Here is a 572-nt window from a genome sequence, read left to right on the forward strand (position 1 = left end):
CGAAGGGGAAGGCGTTACTCGTTTTCTGGAGATCGGGCCTGATGGGGTGCTCGTCTCGCTGGCTCAGCAGTCTTTGGAGGCGGCGGATGTCGTGCTGGCGGCGGCGCTGCGTAAGGGGCGGACTGAGTCCGGCACGCTGATGCTGGCCGTCGGACGGCTCTACGCGGCCGGGGTTCCGGTCGGCTGGGAAGCGGTCTTCGGTGGTGGGGGGCGTCGGAAGGTCGAGCTGCCGACCTATGCGTTCGAACGGCGGCATTACTGGCTTCATGACCTGGCCTCCGGGGGTGATCCCGCTTCGCTGGGGCTCGGGGTCGCCGGGCATCCGTTGCTCGGTGCGGCCGTCATGCTCGCCGGGACCGACGGGGTCGTTCTGACCGGACGGCTGTCCGTCGACACCCATCCGTGGCTCGCTGAGCACGTCATCGGCGGGGCCGTGGTCTTTCCCGGGGCGGGGCTGGTCGAGCTGGCGGTGCGGGCGGGTGACGAGGTCGGCCTGCCGCGCGGCGCCGACCTGGACGTCGAGGCGCCGCTGGTGCTGCCCGTGCGGGGCGGCGTCGCCGTCCAGGTCGTGG

Annotated in this window: 1 protein-coding gene; it reads left to right on the plus strand. The window is 71.7% G+C overall.

Annotated features, from left to right (window positions below):
• Positions 1–46: 46 nt before the first annotated feature.
• Positions 47–572: polyketide synthase dehydratase domain-containing protein (locus tag ACYVE7_RS35410; RefSeq protein WP_460371073.1), on the plus strand; the 526-nt coding region annotated here is incomplete at its 3' end.

The organism is Actinocorallia lasiicapitis (assembly GCF_054778695.1).